21 protein-coding genes are annotated in these 23,399 nt (G+C 72.8%); 6 read left to right on the forward strand and 15 right to left on the reverse strand.

The window, feature by feature from the left end:
• Positions 1-33: 33 nt before the first annotated feature.
• From IEZ01_RS08480 to IEZ01_RS08490, 3 genes are read right to left on the reverse strand one after another with little or no spacing between them, the layout of a single operon-like run.
• Positions 34-882, reverse strand: a complete 849-nt coding sequence (locus IEZ01_RS08480; RefSeq protein WP_019885289.1) for a helix-turn-helix domain-containing protein — start codon at positions 880-882, stop codon at positions 34-36.
• A 10-nt stretch (positions 883-892) separates the two neighbouring features.
• Positions 893-1,411: a DUF6879 family protein gene (locus tag IEZ01_RS08485; RefSeq protein ID WP_342342038.1), complete on the reverse strand. Its 519-nt coding sequence runs from the start codon at positions 1,409-1,411 to the stop codon at positions 893-895.
• Positions 1,392-1,658, reverse strand: a complete 267-nt coding sequence (locus IEZ01_RS08490; RefSeq protein WP_019885287.1) for a hypothetical protein — start codon at positions 1,656-1,658, stop codon at positions 1,392-1,394. Before IEZ01_RS08490 ends, IEZ01_RS08485 begins: the two co-directional genes overlap by 20 nt.
• Before the next feature lie 735 nt (positions 1,659-2,393).
• On the opposite strand from IEZ01_RS08490, the gene IEZ01_RS08495 reads away from it, so the two are divergent.
• Both IEZ01_RS08495 and IEZ01_RS08500 read left to right on the forward strand, forming a co-directional pair.
• The gene (locus IEZ01_RS08495; protein ID WP_189200821.1) at positions 2,394-3,074 is read left to right on the forward strand and encodes a DsbA family oxidoreductase; all 681 of its coding nucleotides are present in this window, start codon (positions 2,394-2,396) and stop codon (positions 3,072-3,074) included.
• Positions 3,075-3,177: 103 nt separating this feature from the next.
• Positions 3,178-4,233 carry an aminotransferase class V-fold PLP-dependent enzyme gene (locus tag IEZ01_RS08500; protein WP_189200762.1) on the forward strand — a complete coding sequence of 352 codons (1,056 nt, stop codon included), beginning with the start codon at positions 3,178-3,180 and terminating at the stop codon, positions 4,231-4,233.
• A gap of 62 nt (positions 4,234-4,295) precedes the next feature.
• Here the strand turns inward: IEZ01_RS08500 and thpD are convergent, their stop codons facing one another.
• The 5 genes from thpD to IEZ01_RS36005 all read right to left on the reverse strand — a co-directional run bounded on the left by thpD (position 4,296) and on the right by IEZ01_RS36005 (position 8,177).
• Complete coding sequence (gene thpD / locus IEZ01_RS08505) at positions 4,296-5,189, reverse strand: ectoine hydroxylase (protein ID WP_189200764.1); 894 nt, start codon at positions 5,187-5,189, stop codon at positions 4,296-4,298.
• 3 nt (positions 5,190-5,192) lie between these two features.
• Entirely contained in the window at positions 5,193-5,591 is a 399-nt protein-coding gene (locus tag IEZ01_RS08510) for an ectoine synthase (protein WP_019885283.1), read from the reverse strand.
• A gap of 33 nt (positions 5,592-5,624) precedes the next feature.
• The gene (gene ectB, locus IEZ01_RS08515) at positions 5,625-6,899 is read right to left on the reverse strand and encodes a diaminobutyrate--2-oxoglutarate transaminase (RefSeq protein ID WP_189200766.1); all 1,275 of its coding nucleotides are present in this window, start codon (positions 6,897-6,899) and stop codon (positions 5,625-5,627) included.
• Positions 6,896-7,420, reverse strand: a complete 525-nt coding sequence (gene ectA / locus IEZ01_RS08520; RefSeq protein WP_189200768.1) for a diaminobutyrate acetyltransferase — start codon at positions 7,418-7,420, stop codon at positions 6,896-6,898. Before ectA ends, ectB begins: the two co-directional genes overlap by 4 nt.
• Before the next feature lie 352 nt (positions 7,421-7,772).
• The gene (locus IEZ01_RS36005; protein WP_078513265.1) at positions 7,773-8,177 is read right to left on the reverse strand and encodes a cupin domain-containing protein; all 405 of its coding nucleotides are present in this window, start codon (positions 8,175-8,177) and stop codon (positions 7,773-7,775) included.
• Between the two features lie 124 nt (positions 8,178-8,301).
• On the opposite strand from IEZ01_RS36005, the gene IEZ01_RS08530 reads away from it, so the two are divergent.
• Positions 8,302-9,297, forward strand: coding sequence for a LysR family transcriptional regulator (locus IEZ01_RS08530; protein WP_189200772.1), 996 nt, complete (start codon positions 8,302-8,304; stop codon positions 9,295-9,297).
• A 258-nt stretch (positions 9,298-9,555) separates the two neighbouring features.
• Here the strand turns inward: IEZ01_RS08530 and IEZ01_RS08535 are convergent, their stop codons facing one another.
• The gene (locus tag IEZ01_RS08535) at positions 9,556-10,656 is read right to left on the reverse strand and encodes a pyridoxal-phosphate-dependent aminotransferase family protein (protein WP_189200773.1); all 1,101 of its coding nucleotides are present in this window, start codon (positions 10,654-10,656) and stop codon (positions 9,556-9,558) included.
• 71 nt (positions 10,657-10,727) lie between these two features.
• Here IEZ01_RS08535 and IEZ01_RS08540 point away from each other — a divergent pair, with 71 nt between their 5' ends.
• Positions 10,728-11,813 carry an amidohydrolase family protein gene (locus IEZ01_RS08540; RefSeq protein WP_189200775.1) on the forward strand — a complete coding sequence of 362 codons (1,086 nt, stop codon included), beginning with the start codon at positions 10,728-10,730 and terminating at the stop codon, positions 11,811-11,813.
• Positions 11,814-12,228: 415 nt separating this feature from the next.
• Here IEZ01_RS08540 and IEZ01_RS08545 read toward each other — a convergent pair whose 3' ends face one another.
• Entirely contained in the window at positions 12,229-14,958 is a 2,730-nt protein-coding gene (locus IEZ01_RS08545; protein WP_189200777.1) for a GNAT family N-acetyltransferase, read from the reverse strand.
• Positions 14,959-15,365: 407 nt separating this feature from the next.
• Between IEZ01_RS08545 and IEZ01_RS08550 the strand changes: the two genes are divergently transcribed.
• Positions 15,366-16,334, forward strand: a complete 969-nt coding sequence (locus IEZ01_RS08550) for an SCO1860 family LAETG-anchored protein (protein WP_028797386.1) — start codon at positions 15,366-15,368, stop codon at positions 16,332-16,334.
• Between the two features lie 290 nt (positions 16,335-16,624).
• Here the strand turns inward: IEZ01_RS08550 and cobC are convergent, their stop codons facing one another.
• Together cobC and IEZ01_RS08560 are read right to left on the reverse strand one after the other, a co-directional pair.
• Positions 16,625-17,710: an Rv2231c family histidinol phosphate aminotransferase CobC gene (gene cobC, locus IEZ01_RS08555; RefSeq protein WP_189200779.1), complete on the reverse strand. Its 1,086-nt coding sequence runs from the start codon at positions 17,708-17,710 to the stop codon at positions 16,625-16,627.
• 186 nt (positions 17,711-17,896) lie between these two features.
• A complete protein-coding gene (locus IEZ01_RS08560) occupies positions 17,897-18,415 on the reverse strand; it encodes a cobalamin biosynthesis protein (RefSeq protein WP_308427154.1) in 519 nt (172 codons plus the stop codon).
• Between the two features lie 74 nt (positions 18,416-18,489).
• On the opposite strand from IEZ01_RS08560, the gene IEZ01_RS08565 reads away from it, so the two are divergent.
• A complete protein-coding gene (locus IEZ01_RS08565) occupies positions 18,490-19,215 on the forward strand; it encodes a ZIP family metal transporter (protein ID WP_019885264.1) in 726 nt (241 codons plus the stop codon).
• Between the two features lie 32 nt (positions 19,216-19,247).
• Here IEZ01_RS08565 and IEZ01_RS08570 read toward each other — a convergent pair whose 3' ends face one another.
• The 3 genes from IEZ01_RS08570 to IEZ01_RS08580 are packed head-to-tail and all read right to left on the reverse strand — an operon-like array spanning position 19,248 to position 23,253.
• On the reverse strand, positions 19,248-20,624 hold the full coding sequence (locus IEZ01_RS08570) for a cobyrinic acid a,c-diamide synthase CobB (protein WP_189200781.1): 1,377 nt from the start codon (positions 20,622-20,624) through the stop codon (positions 19,248-19,250).
• Positions 20,618-21,226, reverse strand: coding sequence for a cob(I)yrinic acid a,c-diamide adenosyltransferase (cobO, locus tag IEZ01_RS08575; RefSeq protein WP_019885262.1), 609 nt, complete (start codon positions 21,224-21,226; stop codon positions 20,618-20,620). The genes IEZ01_RS08570 and cobO overlap by 7 nt, the downstream gene beginning before the upstream one ends.
• The gene (locus tag IEZ01_RS08580) at positions 21,226-23,253 is read right to left on the reverse strand and encodes a putative cobaltochelatase (protein ID WP_189200783.1); all 2,028 of its coding nucleotides are present in this window, start codon (positions 23,251-23,253) and stop codon (positions 21,226-21,228) included. Before IEZ01_RS08580 ends, cobO begins: the two co-directional genes overlap by 1 nt.
• Positions 23,254-23,399 lie beyond the last annotated feature (146 nt).

Consider the following 23,399-nt stretch of genomic DNA (forward strand, 5'->3'; position numbering starts at 1 on the left):
ATCCTCAGTGCATTGCACGAGGTTGCACGCGAGTTACCCGAGGGCGTCCAAGGCTGATGTGATCAGCGCGCGGGCGGAGGCCCCGTACACCGCGAGCGCTGCAAGCTCCGCGAACGTGTCGGCGTAAAGCGCAATCTCGCTCGGCTGCGTGAGCGTGAGGTAGCCGGAGATCAATTCGACGTTGACCTGTGCCGTGTCGTAGATCCAGAACCCTTCAGCCGGCCAGCGCTCCCGGTCCGGCGCCATGGGGACGACTCCCAGACTGACATTGGGCAGTGAGGCAACGGAGATCAAGTGGCCGAGCTGACCGGACATGACGTCAGCGCCGCCGATTCCCGTCCGCAACACCGACTCCTCGACGAGGAACGCGAACCGCCGGTCACCCTCGTACAGGACCCGCTGACGCTCCATGCGGGCGGCCACGGCTTCGGCCACGTCGTCCACCAGGCCGCGCCGTCGTTGGATGGCTTGTAGCGCTGCCGTCGTATAGGGCCGGGTCTGGATCATGCCGGGCACGAGCCACGATGAGTATGACCGGAAACGGCGGGTGCGCTGGTACAGCGGTAGGCGGGCTTCCTGCGCCTGCCTGAGCCCGGCCCGCTCCATCCGTCGCCAGCCGACCCACATGCCCTCGGCTGTCCGCAGCATGGCAATGAGGTCTTCGGTCTGGTCGTCGGCTCCGCAAGCCGTGCACCACGCCCGGATGTCGTCCGCTGACGGGGGCGTACGGCCGTTCATGATCCGGGAGGACTTGGACCGGCTCCACTCGCAGCGCTCGGCGAGTTCGGCCCCGGTCAGCCCGGCATCCCGGCAAAGCTCCCCGAGTCGATCCGCGAGAGCCTGCCGGGCTTGCTGGGCACTGGAAGATGCAGAGACAGCCATGGGTACGTGATCAGTCGGGCCGGTACTCCGCGTGGGGAACCGCGCGCTCCCACGCTGCCTCGTACGCACTGACGTACTGCGCGGCCAACGTCGCGTCGTGGACTACCTCCATGCGAGGCCCGGTCCACTGACCCTCGCCGCTGAAGTGGTGCAGGATCACGGTCTCCTCATCCATGACCCACCCGTCCAGGGCGGGGAGCAGGAGATCACGGGCCCGAGAACGCGGCAGCCAACGTACTTCCTCGCCCGCTGCGACGTTCGTGAAGGTGCCGTCGTACTCGTAGCGGACGTAATCGCTCAACGGCTCCGAGACGACGCGCAGCCGGCGCATGACCACACCGCGGCGTGTCGTCTCGGCCACCACGTCCAGCCACGAGCGCCACCACGACTCCCGGTCGGCCGGGTCGTACCGGTGCCCCTCCTGCCAGCGGATGAACTCGGGGTCATCCCGCATGTAGCTGTCCCGCATCTCAAGGTGCATCGCCGAGCGCTGCGCCTTCGCGAGGCATTCACGTACCGCTGTTGCCACCGTTGTCCTCACTGTCCGGGCGGGGGATGAACTGGAGCATGTTGGCAGGCAACCGGATCACGGTCTCGTGGTCCGGCACGTCCGTGGAGTGGCCCGGAACCGAGCCGACTTCCTGAGCCTGCCGGATCGTCTCGTCGTCCGCCTTCCACGACTGGATGATCAGGTCTCCGGTCTCCTCCTCTACCCAGATCGTGGGCGAGCCGTCATCGGGGGTGTTGGGCCAAATCCCCAGGAACCTTAGGGCCATTGGGCACTCCTGTACCGAGTCGGTTGCACGGATGTGCACGAGCCTCACCCCTCCAGCGCATCGGCGCAAGAGCGCAGCGCGACGCACGCTGTGCTGCCGACTGAAAGCACGAAAGCCCCGCACCGGCCACCCTGGTACTGGCGACGCGCGCGGGGCTCTGCGATGAGGGAATTTCTCGGCTGAATCAGGTGACCGACCGTATTCGCTGGGCGCGGGATCCCCCAAGCTCACTGAGGCGATGGCAGCGGACTCGTTTGAAATCAATCTGCACTCTGAAGTATTCACCGCCGCCAAAACGACCTAATCAGCCATGCGAGTTTTTTGCCTCCCTGCCGTTCTGGCGTGAGAGGGGTGGGGGGTACCCCCCTGGTCGAGCCGTGCCCTAGGACCGGATCGGCTTGACGTTCGCGGCAGCCCCCCCCGCCCGGTTGACGCTTAGCGGTCTCTCGGTTGTGGCAGCGAACGCACAGCGGGCGGAGATGCCTCGCCCCGTCCGGATCCGCCTCACCCCGTGCCACCAGCTCTCGCTGGCTCAAGGGGAAGTGGTCCGCGACGTCGCCGCAGAACCGCACAGCAGACACATGGTTCCGGTACAGGTACGCCCGGCGGACGCGCTGCCAACAAATGTCGTACGCGGGTTCTATTCTAGGGACCGAGGGATTCCTTCCCGGGTTAAAGGAGGGGCGAAGGTTTCCAAGACACACGTTTCCGCAGGTCAGGCGTGGTGTGGCTCCGTTGGTCCATGCCTGCCCGTGGTGCTACATCGGGAAGGCGCGCTTCGAGAAGGGGCTCGCGGCCTTCGCCCACCGTGAAAAGGTCGAGGTCGTGCACCGTTCCTTCGAGCTCGACCCGGGCCGGGCCAAGGGGGACACCGCGCCGGTGGTGGACATGCTGGCGCGGAAGTACGGGCGGAGCCTGGAGGAGGCGCGCGCGATGGAGGAGCGCGTCGCCGCCAACGCCCGCGCCGAGGGGCTCGGCTACCGCACCGAAGGCCGTGACCACGGCAACACCTTCGACATCCACCGGCTGCTCCACCTGGCCCGTGAGCGCGGCCGGCAGAACGAGCTCCTCGACCTCGCCTACCGGGCGAACTTCGCCGAGGAGCGCTCCGTCTTCGACGCCGAGGTGCTCGTGCGGCTCGCCGTCGAGGCGGGTCTGGAGGAGGCCGAGGTCCGTGCCGTCCTCGCCGACGAGGACGCCTACGCCGAGGCCGTACGCTCCGACGAGCGCGAGGCGGCCGAGCTCGGCGCGAACGGTGTGCCGTTCTTCGTCCTGGACCGCCGCTACGGCGTCTCCGGCGGACAGCCCGCCGAGGTGTTCACCCGGGCGCTGGAGCAGGCATGGGAGGGACGTGTGCTCCAGCCCGTGGGCGGCGAGGCGGAGGTCTGCGACACGGACGGCAGCTGCGCCGTCTGAGCCCACCCCCCCGGCCCACCCCCGTTATCCATAAGCATTGCTTAGGGTGGACGTGTAAATCTCGGTAATTGACTTTGAGTTGAGGGGAATCCAGGCTGGACCCATGGAGACCCTGGGTGGCGCCGAGTTCGCGCCGAAACTGACGTATCTGAACACCTCCAGCTGCGGTCTGCTGCCCCGCAGCGCCGTCGACGCCGTCAAGGCCCTCGCCGAGAGGCTCGCCGAGGGGAGCCCCGAGGGGGCGGGCAGTTTCGAGCTGGCGGAGCGGGCCCGCGCCGCCTTCGCCCGGCTCGCGGGCGTCGGCGCGGACCGGGTGGCCCTCGGCAGCTCGGTCGCCGTCCACGTCGGGCTGATCGCCCAGTCGCTGCCGGCGGGCGCCGAAGTCCTCTTCCCCGAGGGCGAGTTCAGCTCCGTCATCACCCCCTTCGCGGTCCGCGGCGACCTCAAGCTGCGGTACGTGCCGCTGGAGTCGCTCGCCGAAGCGGTCGGCTCGCAGACCGCGCTCGTCGCCTTCTCGTCCGTGCAGTCCGCCGACGGGCGCGTCGCGGACATGCCGGCGGTCCGCGCCGCGGCCGCCGCGCACGGCGCCCGTACGCTCCTCGACGCCACCCAGTCCGCGGGCTGGCTGCCGCTGGACGCCGGGGCGTACGACTACACCGTCACCGGTGCCTTCAAGTTCCTGGTCTCCCCGCGCGGCGCGTCCTTCCTCACCGTCACCGAGGAGGCCCAGGACTCGCTGGTGCCGGTGCACGCGGGGTGGATCGCGGGCGAGGACGTGTGGGGCAGTGTGTACGGCCCGGTCCCCGAGCTGGCCCGCTCGGCGCGGCGGTTCGACGAGCCCCCGGCCTACCTCTCGTACCACGGCGCCGAGCGCTCCCTCGCGGTGCTGCTCGACACCGGCATCGACACGATCCACGCCCATGTGACCGCGCTGGCCACCCGTTTCCGGGCCGGACTCGACCGGCTCGGCCACCCGGCCGTCCCCTCCGACTCGGCGGTCGTGGGCGTGCCCGGCCTCGGCGACCGCCAGCCGGCCCTGCTGGAGGCCGGCGTGGTCACCTCCGCCCGCGCGGGCAATCTGCGGGCCTCATTCCACCTGTACAACTCGGCGACGGACGTCGACCGGGCGCTGAACGCGCTGGAATCGCTGGGCGGCTGAGGAGCGACGGAAGGGCAGGGGGCCGGGGCACGCCGCCCCGGCCCCTCAGCCTCCAGAAGAGCTCACCGCACCGGCGTGAAGTCCCGCGCCCCAATGAACTCCGGTCGCCGCACGGGCGCCGCGAACGGCTCCTGCGCCGCGTTCTCCACGCTGTTGAAGACGATGAAGACGTTGCTGCGCGGGTACGGCGTGATGTTGTCGCCCGAGCCGTGCATGCAGTTGCAGTCGAACCAGGTCGCCGAACCCGCCCGGCCGGTGAACAGCTTGATCCCGTGCGCGTCCGCGAGCCGCGTCAGCGCCTCGTCGGACGGCGTCCCCGCGTCCTGCATCTGCAGCGACTTCTTGTAGTTGTCCTTGGGCGTCGCCCCAGCGCAGCCCAGGAACGTCCGGTGCGAACCCGGCATGATCATCAGGCCGCCGTTGGTGTCGTGGTTCTCGGTCAGCGCGATCGACACCGACACGGTCCGCATCCGGGGCAGCCCGTCCTCCGCGTGCCAGGTCTCGAAGTCCGAGTGCCAGTAGAAGCCGGAGGCGCCGAAGCCGGGCTTCACGTTGATCCGTGACTGGTGGACGTACACGTCCGAGCCGAGGATCTGCCGGGCCCGGCCCACCACCCGCTCGTCGCGCACCAGCCGGGCGAAGACCTGGCTGATCTTGTGCACCTCGAAGACGGACCGTACGGCCTGCGACGCCGGCTCCACGATCGAGCGGGCGTCGGCCCGCACCGCCGGGTCGGCCACCAGCCGGTCCAGCTCCGCCTTGTAGAGCGCGACCTCGTCGTCGGTGAGCAGACCGGGCTCGGCGAGGAAGCCGTCACGCTCGTACGACTCCAGGCCCGCGCCCGGACCCCACACCACCGGGTCCTGGCGGGGGGTGAGGGTCTCGACCGTGCCGCGCGTGGGATAGAGGTCCGTCGTGGCCGTGGCCGTCGTGGGATGGGGGTACAGATCCGTCATGGTTCAGCCCTCCTCGGTCAGCAGGGGGTAGACGCCGTTCTCGTCGTGGTCCTCCCGTCCGGTCACGGGCGGGTTGAAGACGCAGACGCACCGGAAGTCGGTCTTGGGGCGCAGGGTGTGCCGCTCGTGGCCGTCGAGGAGATACATCGTGCCGGGCTCGATCCAGTGGACCTCACCGGTCTCGTCGTCGGTGAGCTCGGCCTCGCCCTCGACGCAGAGCACGGCCTCGATGTGGTTGGCGTACCACATGGACGTCTCCGTGCCCGCGTACAGCACGGTCTCGTGCAGGGAGAAGCCCACCCTCTCCTTGGCGAGCACGATGCGCTTGCTCTCCCATGTGCCGGACTTGGCCCGGACGTGCCGGTCGGTGTTCTCGATGTCCTTGAGCGATCGGACGATCATCGGTGGTGCAACTTCCCTTCGTACGTGCGGTGTTCAGGCGGTCTCGCGGACCGCGCGGTCCAGGGTGCGCAGACCTTCGTCCAGCTCCTCCGGCGTCACGGTCAGCGGCGGCAGGAGCTTGACGACCTGGCTCTCCGGGCCGGAGGTCTCGAGCAGCAGGCCCAGCTCGAAGGCGCGGGCGCAGACCGCCGAGGCGCGGGACCGGTCGGCGAACTCCAGGCCCCAGACCAGGCCGCGGCCGCGGAAGTGGGCGCCGTAGGCGGAGTTCTCCTCGCAGATCGCGAGCAGGGCCTGCTCGACCTGCTCGCCGCGGACGAGGGTCTGCTTCTCCATCTGCCCGTCGGCCCAGTAGGCGTCGAGGGCGGCGGTGGCGGTGACGAACGCCGGATTGTTGCCGCGGAAGGTGCCGTTGTGCTCGCCCGGCTCCCAGACGTCCAGCTCGGGCCGGAACAGGCAGAGCGACATCGGCAGCCCGTAGCCGCTGATGGACTTGGAGAGGGTGACGATGTCCGGGGTGATCCCGGCCTCTTCGAAGGAGAAGAAGCCGCCGGTGCGGCCGCAGCCCATCTGGATGTCGTCGACGATCAGCAGCATGTCGCGGCGGTGGCACAGGTCGGCGAGGGCCCGCAGCCACTCGGGACGGGCGACGTTGATACCGCCCTCGCCCTGCACGGTCTCCACGATCACCGCGGCGGGCTTGTTGAGCCCGGAGCCCTGGTCCTCCAGGAGCCGTTCGAACCAGAGGAAGTCCGGGACCTGGCCGTCGAGGTAGTGGTCGAACGGCATCGGCGTGCCGTGCACCAGCGGGATCCCGGCCCCGGCCCGCTTGAACGCGTTGCCGGTGACGGCGAGCGAGCCCAGCGACATGCCGTGGAAGGCGTTGGTGAAGGAGACGACCGACTCGCGGCCCTTCACCTTCCTGGCCAGCTTCAGCGCGGACTCCACGGCGTTGGTGCCGGTCGGGCCGGGGAACATCACCTTGTACGGCAGGTCGCGCGGCCGCAGCACCACCTCCTGGAAGGTCTCCAGGAAGGCGCGTTTGGCGGTGGTGGCCATGTCCAGGCCGTGGGTGATGCCGTCCCGCTCGATGTAGTCGAGCAGCGCCCGTTTCAGTACGGGATTGTTGTGGCCGTAGTTGAGCGATCCGGCGCCGGCGAAGAAGTCGAGGTAGGACCGGCCGTCCTCGTCGGTGAGCCGGGCGCCCTGCGCGGTGTCGAAGACGGCGGGCCAGCCGCGGCAGTAGCTGCGCACCTCCGACTCCAGGGTCTCGAAGACGCTCAGGTGGTCCAGGGGGGTGGTGACAGTCACAGCGAATCTCCTGTGGGGCGGGAGGGGAGGGGGCCGACGCGGTAGAGGACTTCGGGCTGGTGGGCCCGGTCCGGGAAGAGGTCCCCGGCGAAGAGGACTTCGCGGGCGAGGGGGACGTCATGGCGCCGGGCGTACGAGGTGAACAGTCGGTCCGATGCGGTGTTGTCCGGGGTGACGGTCGTCTCGACCGTGTCGATGCCACGGGAGGCGACCCGCGTGGTCAGCGCGTCGAGGAGCACCCCGGCGAGGCCCCGGCCGCGGTGGGTGTGGTCGACGGCGATCTGCCAGACGACGAGGGTGTGGGGGCGTTCCGGCCGTATGTATCCGGTGACGAAGGCGACCGGCTCGCCGTCCGCGCCGCGGGCCACCAGCGAGGTGGCGGCGAAGTCACGGCACCACAGCAGATAGCTGTACGAGGAGTTGAGGTCCAGAACCTCGGAGTCGCGGGCGATACGCCAGATCGCGGCTCCGTCCTCCACTCGTGGGCTGTCCAGAACAATGGCTGCTTGTGCTGCGGTCATGCCGAGGGAATTTACCGAGGGAATTCTTGGATTGCATTCCCCGCAGGTCTGGGCAGGCGGCTTCCCATGTGTTATCGCGCGGGCGCGTGCCCCGCGCGGACGGTCGCAGAAATGGCCGATATGCCCGGTAATATCCGGGCATATCGCTTGTGGTGTGGAGTCCGTCACAGGGGCGAAACGCCCGCTCGCCCGCTTGAAAATCTTGGTGTTTGAGGTCGGGGGAACCGGGCAGAAGAATGCGGGGACCTAATCATCTTGAAATTGTCCCGGTGATTCTCCAGTTTCTGACGGATGGGGCCGCCGAATTTCATCTCCCGGCGCCGTTCGGGCTCTTTCCCGTCGCCTTCCGCTTTCACGATCCGGAAATCATCGTCACGATTCTTCTTGGGTGAAGTGCACGCAGATCCGCCGGCGCGTGCGGCGCCGCCCCGAAGGCGTGGGGCAGGCCCGGCGGTACGACGACCAGGTCGCCGGCGGCCACCCGTACCCGCTCCGGCTCCGGCCACATGTCCAAGGCGCCGTCCAGGACGTGGAAGACCTCCGTTGAGCGCGGATGCCGTGCGGCTTCGCGCCGTCCGCGCCGGCCGGCGGCGTCAGCCGGTTCCCGCCCAGCGCCCCGCCCGTGGCGTCCCCGTCCGCCAGCAGCCGGAACACGCCCCCGACGGCAGCTCCACACGCTCCGCCGCGCTCCCTCGTACCACCAGAGGACGCACCCAGCCCTCCTTCGCTCCGGCCCGAATGCCGAGAGCCAGTCCATCCCGGGAACCCGGCGCGACCAAGAAGCAGTTGAGCAGCACAGTGATCACGAACGTAGATGACACGTACGGGGGTGACACGTACGTGGATGACATCGATCGGCGAGGGTTGGGGGGAGCGGTCCTGTGGAACTGCGTCAGCTGGAGTACTTCGTCGCGGTCGCGGAGGAGCTCGGCTTCGGCCGGGCCGCCGAGCGGCTGCACATCGTCCAAGGGGCGGTCAGCCGGCAGATCGCCCGCCTGGAGCGGGAGCTGGGCTTGCGCCTCTTCGACCGCTCCACCCGGCACGTACGGCTCACCTCGGCCGGGGAGCGGCTGCTGCCGGAGGCCAGAGCCGCGCTCGCGGCGAGCGCCCGGCTGCGCGAGACCGCCGCCGGGATCGCCGCGGGCACCGACGGGCTCGTACGGCTCGGCACCAGCCGGGCCTTCGCGGACCGGGTCTACCGCGCCCTGGACACCCTCGCGGCCGGCCGCCCGGGACTTCGGGTCCGCCTGGAACGGGCCCCGCAGGACGCCCGCCTCGCCGCCGTACGCTCAGGGCTCTTCGACGCGGCCCTGGTGCGCACCCTGCGCCACGCCGACGGCCTCACCCTCCACCACCTGTGGTCGGACCCGCTGATCGCCGCGCTCCCGGCGTCGTACGACCCAGGGTCCTTCGACCCGGCGTCCTTCGACCTGGCGTCCTTCGACCTGGCCGCGGCGCCTGCCGCCGCCGAGCCCGTCGGCGTCGGGGCCGGTGCCGGTGCGGCCGGCCGGCCGGTCCCCGCCGCGGGGCCCGGCGCCGGGCTCGACCTTGAGCGGCTGGTGCGCCTGCCCCTGCGGCTCGCGCCGCGCGAGGCCAATCCCGCCTTCCACGACCTGGTCACCGCCGCGCTGCCCGGCTGGGTGCCGGGGCCGGAGTTCACCACCCTCCAGGAGACCCTGACCGACCTGGCCGCCGCCCCCGAGCCGTCCTGGACGGTCTTCTACCCGGTCGGCCCGCTCCCGCCGACCGACCGGATCGTCTTCCGTACGCTCCCGGGACTGACCGTCCCGGTCTCCCTCGCGCTCCCGGCGGGCCCCCCGGCCCCGCCGGTCGCGGCACTGCTCGACGCGCTCGCGGTCAGCGTGGCGCCTCGGTGACGGCGTGCGGCGCCGACGCGGCTCGCGGTCAGGGCTGCGTCCGGTGAGCGCGGCGGTGTTCGATGGGCTCGGAGGCAGCGCGGCGCCTCGGTGACGGCCCGGCCCGTGGGCAGGGCCGCGCCTCGGTGACCGGCCTGTCGCGCGGCGGTGTTCGATGCGCTCGGGTTCAGCGCGGCGCCTCGGTGACGGCCCGGCCCGTGGGCAGGGCCGCGCCTCGGTGACCGGCCTGTCGCGCGGCGGTGCTCGATGGGCTCGGGTTCAGCGCGGCGCCTCGGTGACGGCCCGCTCCGCAGCCGCCAGGTCCACCACCGCGCCGCTGTCGCGGAGCGCCGCCCCGAGCGCCGCCAGCGACCGGCGGGCCATCTCGGGCGTCGCGTCCACGCCGTAGTGGTTGACCCGGATCATCTCTCCGGCGAGCGCGCCGCCACCGGCGGCAAGCGGCACGGACGGGTCGGCGGCGAGCGCCTTCGCCACCAGCTCCGAGGCGTCGGTCCCGGCCGGGGCACGCAGCGTCGTCGCCACCGGGGCCGCCTCGGCGGCCTCGTACACGTACGGCTCCAGACCCCCGCCCAGAGCCAGGGCGCCCGCGCGGGTGGCCGCCGCGGCCGAGGCGTGCCGGCCCATCAGGGCGTCCAGGCCCTCCGCCTCGATCCGCTCCAGGCACGCCTCAAGGGCCAGCATCTCCAGCTGTGCCGGAGCGTGCAGCAGCGCCGGGCGGCCGCCGTCGATCCAGCGCTCCTTCCAGTCCAGCAGGGAGAGGTACGAGCGCCGCGGAGCGGCCGGGTTGGCGGCGAACCGCTCCCACGCCCGCGCGCTCACCGATACCGCCGACACCCCCGCCGGGCCGCCCATCGCCTTCTGCGCGCCGATGATGCACATGTCGACGCCCCAGGCGTCCGGCAGCACCGGCTCGGCGCCGACCGAGGCGACCGCGTCCAGGTAGAAGAGGGCGCCGTGGGCCCGTACGACCTCGCCGATCTCCGCGACCGGATTGGTGTTGCCGGTCGCCGCCTCGGCGTGCACCAGTGACACGAAATCGGTCTCCGGATGCTCGGCCAGCGCCCGCTCGATCTGCTCGGCGGTGACGGCCGTGTGGAACGGCACCTCCAGGTCGACGACGTGCGCCCCGCAGTCCCGCAGCCAGTTGCCGAAGGTCTGCCCGTACGGTCCGGTGACCACGTTCAGCGCGGTGGAACCGGCCCGCGCGCCGCTGCGGATGCATCCCTCCAGGGGCAGCAGCGCCTCGCCCTGGGTGATCACCACGTCCTGTTCCGTGGAGAGCAGGGCGGCGACCCGCCGCTCGATCTCCGCGAAGCGCGCGGCGGTCAGCGGGGGCAGGTCCAGGAGCGGGTGCGTCACGGTGGTGCCTTTCTCGAACGTCTGCGCCCGAGGGTATCCGGGGCGTGTCGGTGGGCTCGTACAGTGCAGACATGAGCGATCGCGTGGTGCTGCATGTGAAGGGGCGGGTGCTCGTCGGCCCGGAGGACGTACGGGACGAAGTGTGGGTCGTCGACGGGCGGATAACGTACGACCGTCCGGCCGCCGAGGCGCACACCGTACGGGGCTGGGCGCTGCCCGGGCTGGTCGACGCGCACTGCCATGTCGGGCTCGACCGGCACGGCGCGGTGGACGAGGCCACGAGCGAGAAGCAGGCGCTGACCGACCGGGACGCGGGCACCCTGCTCATCCGGGACGCCGGGTCCGCCGCGGACACCCGCTGGATCGACGACCGCGACGACCTCCCGAAGATCATCCGGGCGGGCCGGCACATCGCCCGCACGCGCCGCTACATCCGCAACTACGCGCATGAGATCGAGCCGGAGGACCTCGTCGCCTACGTCGGCCGGGAGGCGCGGCGCGGTGACGGCTGGGTGAAGCTCGTCGGCGACTGGATCGACCGGGAGGCGGGCGACCTGACGGCCTGCTGGCCGCGGCCCGAGGTGGAGGCGGCGATCGCCGAGGCGCACCGGCTGGGCGCGCGGGTCACCGCGCACTGTTTCGCGGAGGACTCCCTGCGGGACCTCGTCGAGGCCGGCATCGACTGCATCGAACACGCCACGGGCCTGACCGAGGACACGATCCCGCTCTTCGCGGAGCGGGGCGTCGCGATCGTGCCGACCCTGGTCAACATCGCGACGTTCCCGCACCTCGCGGACGGCGGCGAGGCCAAGTTCCCGCGCTGGTCGGCACACATGCGCAGGCTGTACGAGCGCCGCTACGACACGGTCCGGTCGGCGTACGACGCGGGCGTGCCGATCTTCGTCGGCACGGACGCGGGCGGCTCGCTGCCGCACGGCCTGGTAGCGGCCGAGGTCGAGGAACTGGTGAAGGCCGGCATCCCACCCCTTGAGGCCCTCTCGGCGACGACCTGGTCGGCCAGGCGCTGGCTGGGCCGCCCGTCCCTGGAGGAGGGCGCCCCGGCGGACTTGGTGGTCTACGACGACGACCCCCGGGCGGACGTACGGGTGCTGGCGGCGCCGCGGGGGATTGTTGTCTCTGGGCGGGTGGTGGGCTGAGGGGGCGGGGGCGAGCGGGGGCGGTGCGGGCGGGGTTTGTGGCCTGGGCCGGTAGGCGGCCGGTCTGTTTCCGCCGGGGCGCGGGGCGCATGCGCGGGCCGACGGCCTGGCCGGGGGCGGTTCCCGCCGGGCGCGCGCAGGCAGGTTCCGGCGGTTGGCGGGAGGCCGGTGGGCGCCGCCGCTCGGCCCCCGCCGAGCCAGCGCGCCGACGGCGGTGGGTGTTCCCACCCCCTGCGGTCGGCTGTGCGGCCGCGTGCCGGAGCGTTGTTGGCTGGGCAGGGCGGTGGCGTGGCGCAGCCCGGGCGGGGCGAGCCTCGGCACCCGTCGGTCGGCGGGCGCCGGTGCTCGCGCTGTCCGGCTACGCGCCGGAGCGCCCCTCGCCGGGCCGGGGCCGGCGCCCCGGCCCGCACGTGGCTCAGCGGGTGAAGAACGCCAGACGGGCTCGCTTTTCGGGGATGAAGACCTCTGGGAGATCCACCTCCGGGAGCACGACCTCGGGGCCCAGGCCGAAGCCGAGGCGGACCAGGCGGGCGATCGCCTTCTCGTTGGCCGCGTCCGGTTCCGCGACGAGGCGGTCGTGGCCCTGGAGGGCGAAGTCCAGGAGTACGCCGAGGACCTTGCCGGAGAAGCCGGGGCGCGCGTCGCCGCCGGCCGGAGCGAGCATCAGGTGGACCCCGAGGTCGCCCGGCGCGGCGTCGTAGCACTCGCTGACCCGGTCGGCGTCCGGCTCGTACGTCTGGAACAGCGCGACCGGCACGCTGTCGAGGGTGACGAGGAAGCCGTGGTGGGTGCTGAGCGAGTCCAGGTGCGTGTAGATCTCCCGGACCTGCTCCACCGTCGCCTCGCCCATGCCCCAGAACCTGGCCCGCTCCTGGCTCACCCAGGAGTGGATCAGGGCCGCGTCCCGCGCGGGGTCGACCGGGGCGACCCGGACCGTGCCGAACCCCTCGACGGTCTGCTCGTACAGCTCCTTGGACCCCTGCTCGCGGGCCAGGCGGTCCCAGTCGGTGATCACGGGCGCGAGCTCCCCGCGCAGCCACAGCGGCAGCTGGTCGGTCTGGTGCGGGTCGCCCGGGACACCGGACGCACCGAACGGTACGACCCACAGGCTGTTGTCGCGGTCGGCGAGGTCCCACACGTAACGGGCGGCCGAAGCGCGGGCGCTGCGGTCGGTGACACCCGGCACGCTGGAAGTGGACATGACGCAGTCGTGGTCGCCGTCCAGGCCGGGCCACCGCGCGTCGTCCCGGTCGGGCAGCGCGCTCCACGGCGCGAGCCGGTGGGTCTCCCCCCAGGCCCGCGGCGGTTCGCCGGCCGCGACCTCCTCCAGCGCGTCGCGTACGGCCGAGGCGATGTCGGCGGCCGGTACGGGCCCGCGGGTCAGCAGCATCTCCAACGCGTAGGCGACCCGCGGCACGAGCGCGAGCCACGGCTGGAACAGCGCGGGGTAGGAGGGGGGTTCGGCGAGCGGGGCGAGCGCGGGGTGCGCCGCGATCCGCCGCACGACGGCCGCGCGTACGGCCGCGTACGCCCCCGCGTCGGCGGAGGCGGCGTCCATCCGCCGGTCCCAGCCGAGCAGCCGCGCCCGCAGCGCCTCGGCGCCGGGGGAGAGCGGCCGTCGGCCGGCCGGCGCTCCGGCGCCTGTGGCGAGGGCATCCGAACCCGCCGCGTCCGAGCCGCGGGCGGCCGGGACTCCGGCCCCCTCGGCCTCCGCAACCGCCCCCTCCGCAGAGCCGCCCGTGCCCACCGCCTCCACCACCGCCAGCAGCCCCGCCGCCGAGGCGAGATGCGTGTCCGTGTGGATCGTCGGCATGTCCGTCGCCGACCATGCCGTCGACGATTCCAGCAGCTCGGCGATCCGGCGCGCGCGGTGGGGGGCCGCGAATTCGATGCCGAGCGGTGTGGCCAGGCCGCGCGCGTTGGCCATCACGGCGACGCCGTCGACCTCGGCGCGGGGGAGCGGGTCGTGCCAGCCCTGCCAGGCATGGGCGGCCTCCCAGGCGGGGACCACCCGCAGCGAGTTGTCGCGGTCGCGCAGGGGGACCCGCCCGGCGACCCGGTGAAGCAGTCCGCCCGCGGTGTCCGCGGCCTGGACGACGTTGACGGGCTCCACCCACCGGTCGAACGCCCGGTCCACGTCGTCGACGGTACGGGCGGCCAGCAGCGCCGGCAGCGCCGAGAACCCCAGGTCGCCGGTGACGCGCGGTGGATGGCGCAGGCTGATCGCGCTCGCGCCGTCCGGTGCGGTCAGGATGACCGGCCCGCGCTCGGTCTCGGCCACCTCGACGGTGACCGGGTCGCCGCCCGCGACCTCGATCGTCTCGGTGTGCGTGTGGACGGGCTCCCAGCCGCCGGGGCCGAGCGCCTCCAGCCGTCCCTCGACCCGGCGCAGCCGCTCGCGGTACAGGTCCTGGTAGTCGGCCATGGCGTTGGTGATGGCCCAGGCGACGTGCCCGGTGTGCCCGAAGTGGGCCAGGCCCGGTACGCCCGGCACCGCGAGTCCGACCACGTCGTACTCGGGGCAGGCCAGATGGATCTGCTGGTAGACGCCGGGCGCCTCGATGAAGCGGTGCGGGTCGCCCGCGATCAGCGCGGCGCCGGTGGCGGTCCGCCCGGGGGCGACGAGCCAGCCGTTGCTGCCGGAGGTGCCGGGGCCGTCGGTGGCGAACAGCTCGGTCCACTCCTCGCCGAGCCGCCGCGCGACCTCCTCGCGCCACAGCTTGGTGGGGAACCCGGCGAACAGGATGTGCGTGGAGAGCCAGACCGCCAGCGGCGTCCACGGCTCCCAGCGGCCGGGCGCGAGACCGGTGTCGGCGAACTCGGCCGTACGGTCCGCCCCTTCGGCCAGCCCGTCGTTGACGCCGTCGACGTACGCGGTGACCCACGCGGCGGTGGCGGGGTCGAGCCGCTCGAAGCAGCGCCGGGCGGTGTCGGCGAGGCGGACCTGGCGGGCGAAGGTGTCCCAGCCGGTCTCGGCCGCGCCGAGGAAGGACGCGGAGGTGCCCTGGGCGCGGTGCCGCTCGACCTCCAGCTGCCACGCGCGGTCGAGCGCGGTGTGGCGGCCCTGGGCGAAGGCGAGTTCGGCCGGGTCGGCGGCCCTCAGATGCGGGATCCCCCAGCTGTCCCGGATGGCCTCGATAGTCACAGCGACCCCGATCTCTTTAGGTTAGGCTGCCCTAACTTATGGCACGGCTGTCCGAGAAGCAATCTCGGGCCTTCCGTCTGGCTGCCCTGAGCTGCGACAGGCGCGCGATTGACGCTCCGTGACTGCACGTCGCCCTGGCTTGTTATGACACTTTCCGTGCGCTCCGGCGTGTACAGCTGCGCGCCCTGCCCTCGCCCCCTGGAGCGGTGAGGCTCCGGGGATTCCTGGAACGCCTGTGCCGGAATATTCGAATACGAGCGCGGAAACCACCCTTTGGGATGAACTCACTTCAGGTGTCTGTCAGTTCACCCTCAGTGCGTAAAGATTCCGGTGTCTCAAGTCGCCGTGGCCACGTGTCCCCGTGGGCCGCCGGGCGACGCCATGTCTCTTGTGGGGGTTCCACCACCTTGAACAGCAACACCTTCCGCATGCCCGCACGCCGCACGGCCGCCCTCGCGGCCGCCGTGGCGCTCGCCGCCGGCCCCGTGCTGCTCACCGCCCCCGCGGCGCACGCCACCGGCACCGGCTCCGGCGCCCAGGGGCAGGCCGGCGCGGTGGTCCTGCGGACCGGCCTCGACGTGAACCTGCTCAACAAGACCGTCAGCGTCCCCCTCAAGGCCTCGCTCAACGAGGTCAAGGCGCCCGCGAGCGCCCGGAAGACCGCGCTGAGCGTGCGACTGGACGGCGTCGACCAGGGCAAGCCCTTCAGCGTGCTGCGCGCCGACGTCGCCACCGCCAGTGCGACGGTCACCCCGACCAGGGCGGAGGGATTCGCCAACCTCGCCAAGGCCCGCGTCCACCTGCCCGGACTGCCGCTGCTCTCCCTGATCGAGGTCGAGAAGGTCACCTCCAAGGCCGTCTGCGAGAAGGGACGGCAGCCGGTCGCCGAGTCGAACGTCCTCGGTCATGTCACGGTGCTCGGCAAGAAGGTGAAGCTCACCGCCGGCGGCCGGACCAAGGTCACCGTGCCCGGCGTGGGCGAGGTGACCCTCGACCTCTCCCGTACGCGGACCACCTCGACCACGGCCGCCGCCACCGCGCTCGAACTGAAGGTGTCCGTCAACCCGCTCAACCTCAACGTCGCCGAGGTCGAGGGCGTGGTCACCCTCGCCGAGGCCACCTGCACGGCCCCGCGGCCCGGCGGCAAGCCCACCGAGCAGCCTTCCGCGCCCCCCTCGCAGGAGCCCGACGACGCCAGTGGCACGAACGGCAGCCGGGACACCGGCATCACGGCGCAGGGCGGCGAGCCCACCGCCAACCTCGCCGAGACCGGCGGCAGCTCCGCCACCCCGTACGTGACCGGTGGCGCCCTCCTCCTCGTCGGCGCGGGCGCCGGAGCCCTCGCCCTCAACCGCCGCGCCCGCGCCCGCGGCTGACCCCCGTCATGGAGGCGGCCTGAGCGCGCGACGCGCCGCGCTCGGTCCGGCCTCGGGCAAGTCCGGTGCCGCGCCTCGGACCGGCCCTGAGTCGCTCGGGCCGGCCTCGGGCAGCCCGGCGCCGCCTCCGGCACGCAGGGGAGGCGCGGTGGCCGCCCAGGACAGGCCCGGATTCGCCACGGCCTTCGCGGGGCGCCCCTGGGCGCGCCGCTCAGGCCGTGCCCAGGCCGTGCCCAGGCCGTGCTCAGGCCGTGCTCAGGCCGTGCTCAGGCCGTGCCCAGGGCCCCGCGTCACCGGATCGCGCAGCCGGTCATCACCAGTGCCTGGTCCAGCGCCTGCAGGAAACGGTTGGTCGTCGCCCGGTCCCTTACCGCGAGCCGGAGCCACTGGCGGCCAAGACCCGGGAACGTGTCGCCGCGGCGCGCCGCGAACCCCAGGCTCCGCAGCCGCTCCCGCACCTCGTCCGCCCGCTCCATCCGGACCAGCACGAACGGACCCTCGGCCGTCTCCACGGCCCGTACCTCGTCGAACTCCGCAAGGCCCGCCAGCAGATGCGCCCGCTCGACGGCGACCTTGTGCGCCGCCTCCTCCGCCTCCGCCAGCGCCGCCGCCGACATGCACGCCTCCGCCGCCGCCAGCGCAGGCGTCGACACCGGCCACAGCGGCTGCGCCCGCTCCAGGGCCTTCACCGTCGCCGGTTCGGCGAGGACGTAACCGATCCGCAGCCCCGCGAGCCCCCACGTCTTCGTGAGACTGCGCAGCACCACCAGGCCTGGTACGTCCGTCCGCCCGGCCAGCGCCTCACGCTCACCCGGCACCGCGTCGATGAACGCCTCGTCCACCACCAGCGTCCGCCCGGGACGGGCCAGCGCGGCGATCGCCGCCGCCGGGTGCAGCACGGACGTCGGGTTGGTCGGATTGCCGACCACCACCAGATCCGCGTCCTCGGGCACCGCGGCCGGATCGAGCCGGAACCCGTCCTCCTCCCGCAGCAGCACCCGGGTCACGTCGTGCCCCGCGTCCCGCAGCGCCGACTCCGGCTCCGTGAACTGCGGATGCACCACCACCGCATGGCGCACCGGCAGCGCCCGTGCGATCAGCACGAACGCCTCGGCGGCGCCGGCGGTCAGCAGCACCCGGTCGGGTTGCAGATCATGTCGGGCGGCGACCGCCGACCGGGCGGCCCGCCCGTCCGGATAGGCCGCCAGGCCCATGAGGGAATCGGCGATCCGCTCGCGCAGCCATGGCGGGGGAGTGTTCGTCCGCACATTGACCGCGAGATCGATCAGCTTCTCGTCCCGTACCTCCGCGTCACCGTGGTGACGAAGATCGTGGACGACCTGGTGGACGTCGGGGATGTCAGGGTGTCTATGCATGGCCGCCGTGGTGTGGGTGGGGGGTGGACGGCGTGCCGTGGGGAACGGCCTGCCGCGGGGACAACTCCAGGGTGGATCCGACGACATCGGCGGACCGCACCCGTTTTCGGGGTACCCCGGTGGGGACGACCGGGGCGAAGGGAGCGGCGAAAGCCGTTTCCCCACGGGTGTACCCGGGTCCCTCCGTCAACAACCGCGCAGATGAGCCACGTTCGCGACGGATGAATCGGTGCATAACGGCTGCTTGGGGTCGGTCGACGACCCCACCTCGGCCGTTCCGCCCCGCCCCGACGCTGCGGTCGTCCGGCCCTCCATGGCCGTACCCGTCACCCGGGCCACCGCGCACGTCACCCGCGCCGGCGGGGGTGACTTCCGCTTCGGTACGAGGAGTTCGCCGCCGTTCGCCCAGGCCAGCGCCGCCGCCTCCGCCACCGAGGGCGTGCCCGTCCGCGCCCGGACCAGGCCGGACGGGTGCGGCACGGGCACCGACGCCAGGACGCCGGGCGGGTACGCCACCAGCGGCAGCCCCAGCCGCGCCGCCGCGCCGACGATCCCCGGCTCCGCCGCCCTCGCCTCGACCGTGGCCAGCGCCCGTACCGCCGTCAACGCCAGGCCCGCGCCCCGCAGCGTCTCCTCCACCAGCGCGCACACCTCGTCCACCGACACCCCCCGACCGGCCCCGACGCCGACCACGAGCCCGCTCACCGGGCACCGGGCCGGGCCGGGACACGACACGGCCGGATGTGCGCGGTGGCCGCCGGATCGGATAGCAAGGCCCCATGGCCGTATTCGTCGCGCTCGGCGCGTTCCTGATGACGCTGTTCGGCGGCTGGGTCGCCGGCCGTGTCACCGACCGGCGCCACCTCGTCCTCGGCCTCGCCGGCGGTCTGATGCTCGGTGTCGTCGGCCTCGACCTCCTCCCCGAGGCGGTCGAGGCCGCCGGGGCCGAGGTGTTCGGAGTCCCGCAGGCCCTGCTGCTCTTCGTCGGCGGGTTCCTCCTCGCGCACCTGGTGGAACGCCTTCTGGCGGTCCGTCAGGCCGCCCATGGCGCCGACCGCGACGAGCGCGTCCCCCAGGTCGGCCTGACCGCCGCCGCGGCCATGGTCGGACACAGCCTCATGGACGGCATCGCGCTGGGCGCCGCATTCCAGATCGGCGGCGGCATGGGCGCCACCGTCGCGCTCGCCGTCATCACCCACGACTTCGCCGACGGCTTCAACACGTACACCATCACCAGCCTCTACGGGAACGCCCGCCACAAGGCCGTGGTCATGCTCGTCGCCGACGCGCTCGCCCCGATCGTGGGCGCCGCCTCGACGCTCTTCTTCAGCCTCCCCGAGGAACTGCTCGGCAGCTACCTCGGCTTCTTCGGCGGCGCGCTGCTCTACCTCGCCGCGGCCGAGATCCTCCCCGAGGCACACCACGACCACCCCGCGCGCTCCACGCTGGCGTGCACGGTCGCGGGGGTGGCGTTCATCTGGCTCGTGGTGGGCCTGTCGCACTGAGACGACGGCCCGGCACAGGGAGGTCACGCGGGTCACGGACGCCGAACCTCGCGGCAGTGCTCGGCCAGGCGCCACGCCGTCCCCGGCGCCGCCGCCCAGTGCGTGTGCAGATAACTCGCGTGCACACCGCCCTGTACGAACCCCTCCACGCGCCGCTCCGGCTGCCGCAGCCCCCACGCCGGAACCGGGCCCGCACCCGGCTCCAGGACGGTCCGGTGGAACTCATGCCCCCGCATCCGGGTCCCCGCCGCGGCCAGCGGGCTGTCGCTCACCGCGACCGCGTCGCGGTAGCCCAGCGTCAGCCGCTCCGACATCCGCGCGTCGGCGTCCAGCACCCCGCACATCGGCTTCCCGTCCAGCGACCGCGCCAGATACAGCAGCCCCGCGCACTCGGCGGCGACCGGCGCACCGGAGCGCGCCAGCTCGGCGACGGCCTTGCGCAACGGCTCGTTGGCGGACAGCTCCGCCCCGTACATCTCGGGAAACCCGCCACCGATGACGAGCCCGCTCGTCCCCTCGGGAAGCGCCTCGTCCCTGAGCGGATCGAAGGTCACCACCTCGGCGCCGGCCGCCTCCAGCAGCTCCGCGTGCTCGGCGTACGAGAACGTGAACGCCGCCCCGCCGGCGACGGCGATGGTCGGCCTGCGGCCGTGCCCGCCCGTTCCGCCCTGCGGAGCGCCTGCCCACGACCAGGCGGACCATGGCTCCACGCGCAGCTCCGGCGCCGACCGCGCCAGCGCCAGCAGCCCCTCCAGGTCGCACCCCGCCCGCACCTGCTCCGCCTGCGCCGCGACCGCCTCCACCGCCGCGGCCTGCCGCTCGGCCACCGGTACGAGCCCCAGATGCCGCGACGGCGTCGCCACCGCGGGCGCCCGCCGCAGCACCCCGAGCACCGGCACCCCGGACTCGCCGAGCGCCTCCCGCAGCAGATGCTCATGACGGTCGGTGGCGACCTTGTTGAGGATCACCCCGCCGATCCGCACCTCCGGGTCCCAGGACGCGAAGCCGTGCACCAGCGCCGCCACCGAGCGGGACTGCGACGACGCGTCCACGACCAGCACCACCGGCGCCTTCAGCAACTTGGCGACCTGCGCCGTCGACGCCAGCTCGCCCTGGTCGGCGGCGCCGTCGTACAGGCCCATCACACCCTCCACGACGGCCAGGTCGCAGCCGCGCGCGCCGTGCTCGAAGAGCGGCGCGATGAGCTCCGTACCGCACATAAACGCGTCGAGGTTGCGGCCCGGCCGGCCCGTGGCCAGCGCGTGGTAGCCCGGGTCGATGTAGTCCGGGCCGACCTTGTGCGGCGAGACCGCCAGACCACGGCCGGCGAACGCGGCCATCAGGCCGGTCGCGACCGTGGTCTTGCCCGCGCCGGAGGACGGCGCGGCGATGACGAGACGTGCTACCACTCGATGCCCCGCTGCCCCTTCTGACCGGCGTCCATCGGGTGCCTCACCTTCGACATGTCGGTCACCAGATCCGCGAAGTCCATCAGCTCCTGCGGCGCGTTCCGCCCGGTGATCACCACATGCTGCTGACCCGGGCGGTCGCGCAGCACCTCGACGACCTCGGCGGTGTCGACCCAGCCCCAGTGCAGCAGATACGCGAACTCGTCCAGGACGTAGAACTTGTACGTCTCGGCAGCGAGGTCCCGCTTGACCTGCTCCCAGCCCTCACGGGCCTTCTCCTCGTGGGACTGCTCGCCCTCGGCGACCTCGCGCTGGATCCACGACCAGCCCTCGCCCATCTTGTTCCAGCTGACCGTGCCGCCCTTGCCGGTCTCGCCGAGGGCCTTGAGCGCGTTCTCCTCGCCGACCTTCCACTTCGCCGACTTGACGAACTGGAACACCCCGACGGGCCAGCCCTGGTTCCAGGCGCGCAGCGCCATCCCGAACGCGGCCGTCGACTTCCCCTTGCCGATGCCCGTGTGCACCATCACCAGCGCACGGTTACGGCGCTGACGGGTGGTGAGACCGTCGTCGGGTACGACGGTCGGCTGTCCCTGCGGCATTAGGCGGCCCTCCTCGTTGTCCTGTGCGATTCCTGTACGTCCCTCACGAGACCGGCGATGCTGTCGGCCCGCAGCTCGTCCAGCGTCACGGCGGTGCCGCCGAGCTCACGGGCGAGGTCCCCGGCGAGGCCGAGCCGCACCATCCCCGTCTCGCAGTCCACGACGACCGACGCCGTCCCCTCCGCGGCGTGCAGCCGCGCGGCCCGGGCGGCCAGCGCCACAGGATCGGGGCCGCCGGTCGCCCGGCCGTCCGTCACCACGACCAGAAGCGGGCGGCGCGACGGATCACGCAACCGCTCCACGCGCAGTACGTCATGTGCCTTCAGCAGGCCCGCCGCCAGCGGGGTACGGCCCCCGGTCGGCAGCTCCTCGAGCCGGACGGCGGCCGCGTCCACCGACGACGTCGGCGGCAGCGCCACCTCGGCGCCCTTGCCCCGGAAGGTCACCAGACCGACCTTGTCCCGGCGCTGATACGCGTCGAGGAGCAGCGACAGCACCGCGCCCTTCACCGCTCCCATCCGCTGCCGGGCCGCCATCGAGCCGGAGGCGTCGACGGCGAACAGCACCAGATTGCCCTCCCGGCCCTCGCGGGTGGCCTGCCGCAGATCGTCCCGGCGCACCACCAGACCCGGGCCGGAGCGGCCCCGCGCCCTCTGGTGCGGGGCGGCCGCGGTGACTGTCGCGGTCAGGTGCAGCTTGGTCAGCGCGCCGCGCGGGCGGGTCGAGCCGGTGGTCCGGCCGTGCTCGGTACGGGCCCGGGAGCGGCGTCCGGCCGCGCCCTCGCCGAGTCCGGGCACGCTGAGCACCTTCGTACGGAACGGCTCACCGGCCTTGACGGCGGCCCGCTCCCCGGCACCGGGACCGCCGGTGGACGGCGCGGGTTCGGGGGACTCCTCGGGCCCTTGCTCAGGCGCCTGGTCGGGCGCGTCGCCCTGCGGAGGGACACCGCCCCCACCGCCCGGACCGCCGTCGCCCGGGCCCTGCGGGTCCGGGTCGTCGTCGGGCTCGTCGTCGCCCTTGAACTGCTCCAGGGTCTCGTCGAGCTTGTCCTGGTCCAGCCCCGGCGCGTCGAACGGATTGCGCCGTCGGCGGTGCGGAAGCGCTAGCAGCGCGGCCTGCCGTACGTCCTCGGAGGTGACGTCGGTCCGGCCCGCCCAGGCGGCGAGCGCCGTCGCCGTACGGGCCATCACGATGTCGGCGCGCATGCCGTCGACCTCGAACGCGGCGCAGGTCGCGGCGATCTGGAGCAGGGCCGCGTCCCCGAGCACCACCTGCGGCAGCAGGGCGCGCGCGGCGACGATCCGGTCCCGCAGCGCGGCCTCCTCCTCCGCCCAGCGGGTGGCGAACACGGCCGGGTCGTCCTCGAACGCCAGCCGCCGCCGCACGACCTCGACCCGCTGCTCCGGATCCCGGGAGGCGGCGACCTCGACGGTCAGACCGAACCGGTCGAGCAGCTGGGGCCGCAGCTCGCCCTCCTCGGGGTTCATGGTCCCGACGAGCAGGAAGCGGGCCGCGTGCCGTACGGAGACGCCTTCGCGCTCGACGTGGGAGGCGCCCATGGCGGCGGCGTCGAGGAGGAGGTCCACGAGGTGGTCGTGGAGGAGGTTGACCTCGTCCACGTAGAGGATGCCCCGGTGCGCCTGGGCGAGCAGCCCGGGCTCGAAGGCCTTCACGCCTTCGGACAGGGCCCGCTCGATGTCCAGCGCCCCGACGAGCCGGTCCTCGGACGCTCCGACCGGCAGTTCGACCAGCCGCGTCGGACGCGTGACGCCTGGCGCGGGCTCGTGCGGCCCGTCAGGGCACTGCGGGTCGGGAGCCTCGGGCGCGCACGAGAAGCGGCAGCCCGCGACGGCGTCCATGGCGGGCAGCAGGGCCGTCAGGCCGCGCACGATCGTCGACTTGGCCGTGCCCTTCTCTCCTCGGACGAGGACACCGCCGATGGCCGGGGAGACGGCGTTGAGCAGCAGGCTGAGCCGCATGTCGTCCATGCCGACAACGGCGGTGAACGGGTAGGGAGCCGAGGCCATTAACGGGTACCCCTTTCGAGGGAAGTGCAGTGCTCGGGCACGTCGGCATGGTGGGGGAGGGCGGTCCCGCCTGCCCGGGGGCAGTGCCGGGACGGCCGGGTGGACGGTCGTACGGGCTCGTTGCGCTCCGCCCAGGCGGGCGCGTG

Origin of the sequence: Streptomyces purpureus (assembly GCF_014648195.1) — a bacterium.
GTDB lineage: Bacteria > Actinomycetota > Actinomycetes > Streptomycetales > Streptomycetaceae > Streptomyces > Streptomyces purpureus.